The sequence below is a fragment of the Pseudaestuariivita atlantica genome (assembly GCF_001205715.1).
In the GTDB taxonomy this organism is placed as follows: Bacteria; Pseudomonadota; Alphaproteobacteria; order Rhodobacterales; family Rhodobacteraceae; genus Pseudaestuariivita; species Pseudaestuariivita atlantica.
This window is the reverse complement of record NZ_AQQZ01000006.1, coordinates 261904-272056: the sequence shown is the minus strand read 5'-3', so window position 1 is coordinate 272056 and position 10153 is coordinate 261904. Positions and strand designations below refer to the sequence as shown.

Genomic DNA, 10153 nt, shown 5'->3' with positions numbered 1-10153 from the left:
TTCCTGATCTAGGCGGCTATCGTCAAAACCAGGGCGAAAATCGTCAAAAACCCCTGTAATTCCGGATTATCGTGGATGGCAATTGCCTCCTCGGTAATCTGGAATTGCACATAGACCAAATTCTATTTGCACGAATTTTCTTGAAATGAATTGGAGATGGAAATGACGACTTTCCGTGAAGGCGCTGACGCCGACGCTTCGACATCCACGACCTACAGTTTCGCCGCCGGGGATACCTACCTTGGCAACCTGCACGTCCGCGGTGATCGCGACTGGTACGAGATCACGCTGGAAGAAGGCTTCACCTATGAGATCCGGCTGGAAGGCGACCAGACGAACGGGGAACTGCGCGACCCGTATCTGCGGCTTTTCGATGCCGATGGCAGCTTTGTCCGGCGCGATGACGACAGCGGGCCGGGCCTCGACAGCTACATGCAATTCACGCCGACCGAGACCGCGACCTACTACATCTCTGCCGGCGGGTATGCCGATTACTACACCGGCCGCTATGAACTGAGCGTCGAATCCCGGCCCGCGGACCTGCCCGCCGACCGGTTCAGCGACGCGCTGATGTACGCGGGCGGCACCTTCGCAAACGAGCTGGAAACCGGCAGCGACCGCGACTGGATCGGGGTCGAGCTGTTCACCGACCGGACCTACCAGATCGACGTGGGTGGCGACGGGTCGGCGTCCGAACTGGACGACAGCTTCCTGCGCTTCCGCACCGGCGACGGCACCTTCCTGCGGGGCAATGACAATGGCGGGCCAGACAACGATGCGCGGGTGACGTGGACGACGACGGAGACGGGCCTTTACTTCATCGACGTGCTGGCCTCGAACCCGGCGGATACCGGGAATTACGTGGTGACCGTGGAAGACACGGGCAGCGACGCCGAAGTCGGAACGGCGGGCGCGGACAGCATGCAGGCCATGAACGGCACCACGACCTTTTACGGCCTCGACGGCAACGACACCCTGCTGGCCGGAACGACGGCAGAGGCGTTCCACGGCGGCGAGGGCGAAGACGAGGTATCGTTCGAAAACGCGACGGGCCGCGTGATGGAAGACCTGCAGAACGACCGGTTCGATTTCGGCGATGCGGTCGGCAACTCCTACCTGTCGGTCGAGGTCTTCCGCGCGGGCGGCTTTGCCGACCAGTTGCGGGGCGACGCGGATGACAACACGTTCTTCGGCGGCGGGTTCAGCGACCGGCTGTACGGACGCGCGGGCAATGACAAGCTGGACGGGGAGACCGGCGCGGATGCGCTGTACGGCAATGCCGGGGCCGACGTACTGACCGGCGGCGGCGATCCGATGCAGCGTGACCGGTTCATCTATTTCCAGAATTCCGACAGCGGGGTCGGGCGCGAGAACCGGGACGTGATCACTGATTTCGTGACCGGCGTGGACCGGATCGAGATCGGCCGGCTCGACGCCGACACGACGCGCGGCGGCAACCAGGATTTCGACTGGATCGGGCGGACGGGCTTTTCCGGCACGCCGGGCGAGTTGCGGTATTTCAACTCGGCACAGGGCAACACGATCATCCAGGCCGACACCGATGGCGACGGTGCTTCGGATTTCGAGATCGAGCTGACCGGCACCATGGACCTCGCCGTGACCGACTTCCTGATCTGACCAGGCCCTGCGCCCCCTGCACGGGGGCGCGGCCAATTGTGCGGAAAGGCAATGCAAATCAGAGGTTTGCATTGTGTGAATCAATCCTCACCCCTAGGCATCGACGATGCGTCAACCCGGATTGCCCCGATAACCGGTGCGGGCGGCTGACGCGCGCTCCAACTGGGGGGAGGGCGATCCATGGCCACTTTCGTAGAAGGCACCGACCTGCCGGACGACATCTCGACGCCGCTGACGCTGGCGCCGGGTGACGTGCTGAACGGGACGCTTGACGCAGGAGGAGACCGCGATTTCGTGGGCCTCGTGATCGAGCCGCGCATGACCTATACCGTCAACCTGTCGGAGCGCGGCGGGTCCGGCGTCGACACCTACCTGCGAGGCGTGTTGTTCAACGGCCTGACGGTGATCGAGAACGACGATATCATCGGCTCGTTGAACAGCTCGTTCACCTTCACAAGCAGCACGACATCGACATTCTTCCTGTCGGCGGGGTCGTTCAACGACGCGTCGGTCGGAAATTACGCGCTGGAGATCATCGCAACCCCGGTCGAACCGTCGGGCGGACCGGATACCGAGGCGGTGCTGTACCTTGGCGAGGACGTGACCGGCACCGTGTCGGTCGACGGCACGCCCGATGACGATGTCTACGCGGTCGAGTTGTTCGCGGGCCGGACCTACCAGTTCGATGCGGGGAATATCGACATGGCCAACGATCTGGCCGTTCTTCTTTATCAATCCGACTGGACCGGAGTCCTGTCCGACTGGATCGCGCGCGACGTCGGATCTGCCGGCGGTTCTCCGTCGATCCAGTATACCCCGACCGCCACCACGTCTTTCTACGTGGCGGTGATCCGCGATCAGGGAGGTGGGCCTGTCGACTATTCGCTCAGCTTTATCGATATCGGCGCCGATGCCTGGTTCGGCACCGCGGGCGACGACATGATCGGCGGTGCTCCGGGCGCATTTTATGGCTTCGAGGGCGACGACACGATCATGGCGTCGAGCGGCATGCAGCAGATCGACGGGGGCGACGGCATCGACACCGTCAGCTTTGCCAATTCCACCACCCGCGTCAGCGTCGACTTGCAGAACACGCGGTTCAATTTCGGTGACGGGGTCGACAAGGAATACCTGCATGTCGAGGTCTTCCAGGGCAGCGACGTGGTGGACGCGCTGCGGGGCGATGCCGGGATCAACACCTTCTTCGGTGGCGGTTTTTCCGACCGGCTGTATGGCAGGGCCGGTGACGACGTTCTGAACGGTGAAGGCGGGGCCGATGCGCTTTACGGCAATATCGGTGCCGACATCATGACCGGCGGTGGCGACCCGGCACAGCGCGACCGGTTCATCTATTTCTCGCCGCTCGATAGCGGGATCGGCGAGGGAGAGCGCGACGTGATCACCGATTTCGTGTCAGGCGTGGACCGGATCGAGATCGGCCGCATCGACGCCGACGTGACCGTGGGCCGCAACCAGGCCTTCGACTTCATCGGCAGTGCGGATTTCACCGGGGTGGCGGGGCAGTTGCGCTATCGCCTCGACGATCGCGGCAACACCATCATCGAGGCCGACACCAACGGCGACGCGTTCACCGATTTCGAGATCGAGCTGACCGGCGAGGTGATGCTGGCCGCCGGCGACTTCCTGTTGTGAGCGGGTAAGACGGAAACGCCCCGCGGGCCGGGTGGCCTGCGGGGCGTATCGTCTTGCGCCTGGAGAGGCGGTTTTATTCGGCGGCGGAGGCTGCCGGGGCAGGGGCCGCGGACGCGGTGGCGGCGCCCGGAAGCTTTGCCTTGGAATTCAGCGGATCGTCCTGGCGCTGCACCGAGCCTTCGAAATGCGCGCCGGACTCGATCGCGATGGTCTTGTGCACGATGTCGCCTTCGACCCGCGCGGTGGCGGTCAGGCGGACCTTCAGGCCGCGCACGCGGCCCACGACGCGGCCGTTCACGACGACGTCGTCGGCCATGACTTCACCCTTGATCGTGGCGCTTTCACCGATGGTCAGCAGGTGCGCGCGGATGTCGCCTTCGACCGTGCCTTCGACCTGTATGTCGCCGGTCGTCTTGATGTTGCCGGTGATGTGCAGGTCGTTCGACAGGACAGAGGCGGGCGCCTTCTGCTTGGGCGCGGCGGCCTTGAACTCGGATTTCGGCGCGGGTGCGCTGTCTTTCGCGGCAGAGGGTGCCGGCGTCGCGCCCGAATCCGGTTTCGGTGCCGGATCGTTGATTTTGCTTTTAGAAAACATTGTTTGCAGCCTTGATGTAGATCATGGGGTTCACCGCACGACCGCCAACCCGCACTTCGTAATGCAGGTGGGTCCCGGTGGAGCGTCCGGTATTCCCCATAGCACTAATCTTCTGCCCGCGCGAGACCCTTTGGCCAACTTTCACGAACAGCTTCGAGTTGTGGGCATAACGCGTTTCGATGCCGAACTCGTGCTGGATTTTCACCAGCTTGCCATAGCCCGAGCTCCACCCGGCATGGGTGACGACGCCGTCGGCGGTGGCGTAGATCGGGGTGCCGTGCGCAGCGGCGAAATCGGTGCCCGAATGCATCCGGCCCCAGCGCGGACCGAAGCCCGAAGTGAAGCGGAACGCCGATTTCAGCGGCATGGCAAACGGGGCCTTCTGCGCCGCGATGCGGTAGACGTTCAGCTTATCCATCTGATTCAGAAGGCGATTTGCGCGCAGCGTGTCCGCCGAAGGGTCTTCGCCGCGGGTCGAGAAGCTGAGAGGCGCCATCGGGCCGCCCTGGCCGGAATAACCGCGGCGCACGGTCTTCAGCAGGCTGTCGGTGTTCAGGCCCGCCTGCTTGAACATCTTGTCGAGCGGCTTGACCGAGATCGTCATCGCTTCTTCGAGCTGGCGGAAGATGCGATCGTTCTTTTCTTCGAGCAGGCGAATTTCCGCCTGCATCTCGTCGGCACGAACCAGCGCATCCTGTGCATCGGCCACAACCTGGTCGCGTTCGGCGGCGGTGGTGGCCAGCGCTTCGGCCAGAAGATCGACGGTTGCGTCCGATCCGCCATGGGCCGCGGGCAGCGAGCCGCCGCCGCTGCCGTCAAGCGCGGCGTGAAGCTGCTCGGCCTCCTCGCGGGCGGTCTCGCGCTCTTTCATGGTCTTGCGCAGCGTGGCCTGGATCACCTCGATCCCGGTTTCCAGCTCGCGGCGGCGGGTTTCGGATTGCAGAAGCTGTTCCTGCATGACCGACACCTGCGCCAGCGCGGTGTTGAACCGTTTCTGGGCGGCCAGCGCCTCGTCCGTGCGCATGTCGCGCTCGTAGCTCAGCGCGTTCAGGCGTTGCAGGTAGGTCTGCTGGTCACGCTTGGCCTGTTCGCGGAAATTGCCGGACCCGATCGAGTCCATCAGCAGGATCGCCGAGGCGATGATCGCCCATGCGACGATCGTGGCCGACCCGGCAAAGGCCATCAACTGGGTGGTCGGGCGGAGACGGATGAAGCGGGTATCGGTTTCAGAGCGCAGGAACAGACGGCGTTCCGGAAAGTATTTCTCAAGGATATGATCTACCTTGATCGCCAGCCGAGTGCGCATGCTGCCTTGCTCCCTGTTCCCCAACGTCGGCCCACGTATGGACCCGGCGCTCGCCTCCCCAAGCGGCACCCTGCAGATCGGTTAATCAGACCTTGCTTTTCGACGCAACATTTTTGCGCAGCACCGGCGGCGTCCTGTGGATAACCGGTGCCAAATGGCAAAAACTTGCCGATTCCACCGGGTTATCTCCCGATTTGTTGCCCCTACGTCAACTTGCGGCCAGCGGCCAGTAGAAGTCCGGCGGCAATCCCGCCTCGGCCCTTTTTTCCTCGTTGAAGGGCGGTTTGAGCGCGCCCTTGAAGTAGCGTTGCACGAGGGTGTGGAAGGCGTCCTTGGGGTCGTGATCGTGGCGGCCGCAGAGGAAATGGAACCATTTCGAGCCATAGGCGACATGGCCCACTTCCTCGGCATAGATAGTTTCGAGCGCGGCGACGGCGCTGGTGGCGTCCGCCTTGCGGAAGATCTCGATCATGCCGGGCGTGACGTCGAGCCCGCGCGCCTCCAGCACCATGGGCACCACCGCCAGCCGGCCCATGAAGTCGTCCACCGTGTCCTCGGCCGCGCGCCACATGCCGGCATGGGCGGGCAGGGCGCCGTAATGGCTGCCCAGTTCCTCAAGGCAATCGCACATCAGGTTGAAATACTTGGATTCTTCGTCCGCCGCCTTCACCCAGTCATCGTAGAATCCCAAGGGCATGTTCACATGGGCAAAGCGCGGGATGATGTCCCAGTGCAGGTCCACGGCATTCAGTTCGATATGCGCCACGGCGTGCAACAGCGCGATGCGGCCCTGCGGGCTGCCGGGCTTGCGTTTCGGCACATCGCGCGGGTCGAGCAGTTCGGGCGCATCGGGGCGTGCGGGGCGCAGGGGCGGCTTGGCGGTGCCCACGGGCAGCGGCGTGCCAGCCTCCCGCGCGGCGAACCACGTCGCGGCGTGGCGGCGGCTGAGAGCGGTCTTGGCGCGGCCATCGGGTGTCGTCAGCACCTCCACCGCCATGTCGCAAAGCGTCTGGGTCATGTGGACTGTCTAAGCCTGCGGTACGGGAAAGCGCCAGCCGGAAAGGGCCTTACAGCGCCTTCGCGGCCTCCAGCACCTCTTCGGCGTGGCCCGGCACCTTCACTTTGCGCCATTCGCGGGCGACGTTGCCGTCGGCGTCGATCAGGAAGGTGGACCGTTCGATGCCCATGTAGGTCTTGCCGTACATCTGCTTTTCCACCCAGACGTCGAAATGTTCGGTCAGCGCGCCGTCCTCGTCCGACAGAAGCGGCATGCCGAGGTCGTGCTTGGCGATGAACTTGTCGTGCTTGGCGACCGTGTCGCGCGAACAGCCGAAGACCTTGACGCCCGCCGCGTCGAACTCGGGCAGAAGGCCTGTGAAGGCGATGGATTCCTTGGTGCAGCCGGGCGTGTCGTCCTTGGGGTAGAAGAACAGCACGTAAGGCCCGCCCACGGCGGACAGATCGACGGTGCCGCCGCCGTCGCGCGGCAGGATCAGGGCGGGAGCGGTGAGGGTATCGGCGGGCATCGGCGTCTCCTTGCGCATGTTGCGGTCTTGCCGGTTCCAAACTAGGCCGCGTCGCGGCACAATAAAGCCCAGCCGAACGGTTGCAATCGGGGAAAGGTGCAGCGCGCGTGAGCGAAGCGGTGACAGGGCCGGACGAACCGTCCGGGAGCGGCGGTCGGGCGGCGGCGCGGATGGGCCGCGCCGCGCTGTGGCTGTTGTGCATCGCGGTGGTGCTGGGCGTGGCCGGCGGGGGGCTGGCGCTGACCCTGCCGGGCCGCGCCTTCGAGGCGCCGGCATGGGTGGAGCGCCGGGTCGAGGCGCGCCTGCAGGAGCTTTTGCCGCAGCACGACATCCGCGTGTCCCGCATGCGCGTCGCGTTCGAGGACGACCTGCGCCCGAGGATCGGGTTGCAGGACGTGGAATTGTCGGACCTGCAGGGCCTGACGCGGCTGAGCCTGAACGATATCGATCTCGGCCTGTCCTTCGGCGCGGTGGCGCAGGGACAGGTGCGGGCGCGCGACCTGCACGTGTCGGGCGTCGTCGTTGCCGTGGGCCGCGCGCGGGATGGCACGCTGGATCTGTCCTTCGGGCAGGGCGGCGGAGCGCGGGCGCAGTTTTCCGACCTTCCCAGCGCGCTGGAGGCGGTGACCACCACGCTCAACGATCCGCGGCTCGACGGGATGGAGCGTGTCCTGCTCGACGGGTTGACGATCCGCTACGACGACGCGCGGGCGGGCCGCAACTGGACGGTGGACGGGGGCCGCGTGGACGTGACCCGCGAGGACCGTGACGTGACGGTCGCGGGCAGTTTCGCCGTCCTCGGCGGGCGCAGCTACGTGGCGAGCCTCGAGGCGGAGATGACGACCGACCTCGACACCGGCAAGTCGCGCTTCGCGCTCGACGTGGCGGATTTCGCGGCGCAGGACCTTGCCACGCAATCGCCCGCTCTGGCGTGGCTCGACGTGTTGCGGGCGCCGATTTCGGGCACCCTGTCGGGCGAGATCGGTCAGCGCGGCGGGCTGTCGCCCTTGCAGGCCTCGCTGACGCTGGGCGAGGGCGTGGTGCAGCCGACCGAGGCGACGCGCCCCATCCCCTTCCGCTCGGCGCGGACCGGGTTCGTCTATGACCCGGCGAGCGGGGAGTTGCAGTTCGACCTTCTGGACCTCGACAGCGCGTGGCTGTCGCTGGGCGGGCGCGGGCAGGTCCTGTTGGGCGATATCCGCAACGGGCTGCCCACCGCCTATACCGGCCAGTTCCAGCTGGATCACGTGGCCGGGACGATGGGCGACGTGTTCGACGGCGAACGCGAACTGGGCGCGGCCAACCTTGCGCTGAAGGTCACGCTCGACCCGTTCGAGGTGAAGCTGGGGCAGGCGGTGTTGCGTGATCCGTTCCTTCCGGTCACGGTGAGGGGACGTGCGGCGGCGGGGCCGGATGGCTGGGTCTACGGGCTGGAGGCGGTCGCCGAACGGCTTGAAGCGCCGCGCGTGATGGAGTTGTGGCCGGCCGAGTTCAAGAAAAAGACGCGCGACTGGGTGGCGACCAACGTGCCCGAGGCGATTCTGTCGAACGTGCAGTTCGCAATGCGCAACGGCGAACCCGGTGCCGACCAGAAGGTGAACCTCTACCTCGGGTTCGGGTTCGACGACGCCAGGGTGCGGTTCATGAAGACACTTCCACCGATCGAGGACGGGTCGGGGCAGTTCACGCTCTATGACGGGCGGCTGGCGGTCAGCGCGCGGGGCGGCCACATCACCGCGCCCGAGGGCGGACGGATCGAGGTCGGCGGCACCGAATACGTCATGCCCGACCTGCGCCTCAGGCCGAACCCGGCGGAAATCGCGCTGCAGGGCGAGGGGCCGGTCACGGCGATCCTGTCGCTTCTGGATCAGCCGCCGTTCCGCTTTCTGACCAAGGCCGGGCAGCCGGTGACGCTGGCCAGGGAAGGGCGGGCGCGGTTCGAGGGCGACATCGCCCTGCCGATCAAGCCCAAGCTCGCGCCGGGCGAGGTGACTTATGCCTTCAGCGGCACCGCGACCGGCGTGGTCAGCGACACGCTGATCAAGGGACGGACGCTCGCCGCGTCCTCGCTGGATGTCACCGTCGATCCCGAGGCCATCGTGATCGCGGGCAAGGGGCTGTTGTCGGACGTGCCGTTCGACGGGTCGTGGCGCCAGCCGCTGGGCAAACCCGGTGTGCCGGGGGAGGTGAAGGCGCGCGTGACGCTGTCTGATTCAGGATTGCGCGCCTTCGGGATCACGCTGCCCAAGGGCACGCTTTCGGGACAGGGCACCGGCGATCTGTCGATCACGCTGGGACGCGGCAAGGCGCCGAGTTTCGCGCTGACGTCCTCGCTGGCGGGGCTGGGGCTGAAAATCCCGCCGATCAACTGGCAGATGAGCCAGGGCCAGACGGGCGAGTTCCGCGTGGCGGGGTCGCTGGGCGAGGCGCCGAAGGTGGACCGCCTGTCGCTCAGCGCGCCGGGGCTGAAGGCATCGGGCGCGCTGGACCTCGGGCCGAACGGCGCGTTCAAGGCGGCGCGGCTTGACCGGGTGCGGGCGGGGTCGTGGCTGGACGCCGCGGTGACGCTGACCTCGCGCGGGGCAAACGCCACGCCCGCGATCCGGGTGGAAGGCGCGCGGGTCGACATGCGCTCGGCCCCGTTCGGCGCGGATGCGGGGCAGGGCAGCGGTGGTGGCGCGGCAGGGGGCGGCAACGCCCCGCTCGCCATCGTGGTCGAGGAGTTGGTGATCTCGGAAGGGATCCGGCTTGCGCCGTTCCAGGGCAGTTTCACCATGGGCAAGGGCCTTGACGGGTCGTTCCGGGGCAAGGTCAACGGCCGCGCCACGGTCGAGGGGCGGGTTACGCCGTCGCGGAATGGCAGCGGGTTCGAATTGCGCTCGAAGGATGCCGGCAAGGCGCTGAGCGCGGCGGGGCTTCTGAGGCGCGCATCGGGCGGGGCGCTGACCCTGCGCATGCGGCCCGTGGCGGACCGGCCGGGCCATTACGACGGCGCGTTGAAGATACAGAACACGCGCCTGACCGACGCGCCGGCCATCGCCGCGCTTCTCAGCGCGATCAGCGTGGTCGGCCTGATCGACCAGATGGCGGGCGAAGGCATCTTCTTTTCCGACGTGGATGCCGATTTCCGGCTGGCACCCGACCGGGTGACCATCACGAAATCAAGCGCCGTCGGCCCGTCGATGGGTATCTCGATGGACGGGATCTACCGCATGAAGGACGGCTACATGGACATGCAGGGTGTCGTGTCGCCCATCTACCTGCTGAACGGGATCGGCGCGATCTTCTCGCGCAACCGGGAGGGGCTGTTTGGCTTCCATTACTGGATCAAGGGCACGGCGGCCAATCCCAAGGTCGGCGTGAACCCGATGTCGATCCTGACGCCGGGGATGTTCCGCGATCTCTTCCGCAAGCCGCCGCCCAAGGTTAAGTAGC

General features: G+C 66.0%; 7 protein-coding genes. 3 read left to right on the top strand and 4 right to left on the bottom strand.

Annotated elements, in window-relative coordinates:
- Positions 1-162: 162 nt before the first annotated feature.
- Both ATO11_RS14680 and ATO11_RS14675 read left to right on the top strand, forming a co-directional pair.
- Entirely contained in the window at positions 163-1638 is a 1476-nt protein-coding gene (locus ATO11_RS14680; protein WP_165586985.1) for a calcium-binding protein, read from the top strand.
- Positions 1639-1818: 180 nt separating this feature from the next.
- Positions 1819-3291, top strand: a complete 1473-nt coding sequence (locus ATO11_RS14675) for a calcium-binding protein (RefSeq protein ID WP_050531643.1) — start codon at positions 1819-1821, stop codon at positions 3289-3291.
- Positions 3292-3364: 73 nt separating this feature from the next.
- Here the strand turns inward: ATO11_RS14675 and ATO11_RS14670 are convergent, their stop codons facing one another.
- The 4 genes from ATO11_RS14670 to ATO11_RS14655 form a co-directional block, all read right to left on the bottom strand.
- Positions 3365-3886 (bottom strand): bactofilin family protein, encoded by a 522-nt coding sequence (locus ATO11_RS14670; protein WP_050531642.1) that lies wholly within the window; start codon positions 3884-3886, stop codon positions 3365-3367.
- Positions 3876-5192, bottom strand: a complete 1317-nt coding sequence (locus ATO11_RS14665) for a M23 family metallopeptidase (RefSeq protein ID WP_165586984.1) — start codon at positions 5190-5192, stop codon at positions 3876-3878. The genes ATO11_RS14670 and ATO11_RS14665 overlap by 11 nt, the downstream gene beginning before the upstream one ends.
- A 208-nt stretch (positions 5193-5400) precedes the next feature.
- Positions 5401-6210, bottom strand: coding sequence for a ferritin-like domain-containing protein (locus ATO11_RS14660; protein ID WP_082176343.1), 810 nt, complete (start codon positions 6208-6210; stop codon positions 5401-5403).
- A 49-nt stretch (positions 6211-6259) separates the two neighbouring features.
- Positions 6260-6718: a peroxiredoxin gene (locus ATO11_RS14655; RefSeq protein ID WP_050531668.1), complete on the bottom strand. Its 459-nt coding sequence runs from the start codon at positions 6716-6718 to the stop codon at positions 6260-6262.
- A 107-nt stretch (positions 6719-6825) separates the two neighbouring features.
- On the opposite strand from ATO11_RS14655, the gene ATO11_RS14650 reads away from it, so the two are divergent.
- Positions 6826-10152, top strand: coding sequence for a YhdP family protein (locus ATO11_RS14650; RefSeq protein ID WP_134643131.1), 3327 nt, complete (start codon positions 6826-6828; stop codon positions 10150-10152).
- Position 10153 lies beyond the last annotated feature (1 nt).

Coding starts and splice junctions, on each gene's coding strand:
- ATO11_RS14680 (WP_165586985.1), top strand. CDS start 163: ATGACGACTTTCCGTGAAGGCGCTGACGCCGACGCTTCGACATCCACG.
- ATO11_RS14675 (WP_050531643.1), top strand. CDS start 1,819: ATGGCCACTTTCGTAGAAGGCACCGACCTGCCGGACGACATCTCGACG.
- ATO11_RS14670 (WP_050531642.1), bottom strand. CDS start 3,886: ATGTTTTCTAAAAGCAAAATCAACGATCCGGCACCGAAACCGGATTCG.
- ATO11_RS14665 (WP_165586984.1), bottom strand. CDS start 5,192: ATGCGCACTCGGCTGGCGATCAAGGTAGATCATATCCTTGAGAAATAC.
- ATO11_RS14660 (WP_082176343.1), bottom strand. CDS start 6,210: ATGACCCAGACGCTTTGCGACATGGCGGTGGAGGTGCTGACGACACCC.
- ATO11_RS14655 (WP_050531668.1), bottom strand. CDS start 6,718: ATGCCCGCCGATACCCTCACCGCTCCCGCCCTGATCCTGCCGCGCGAC.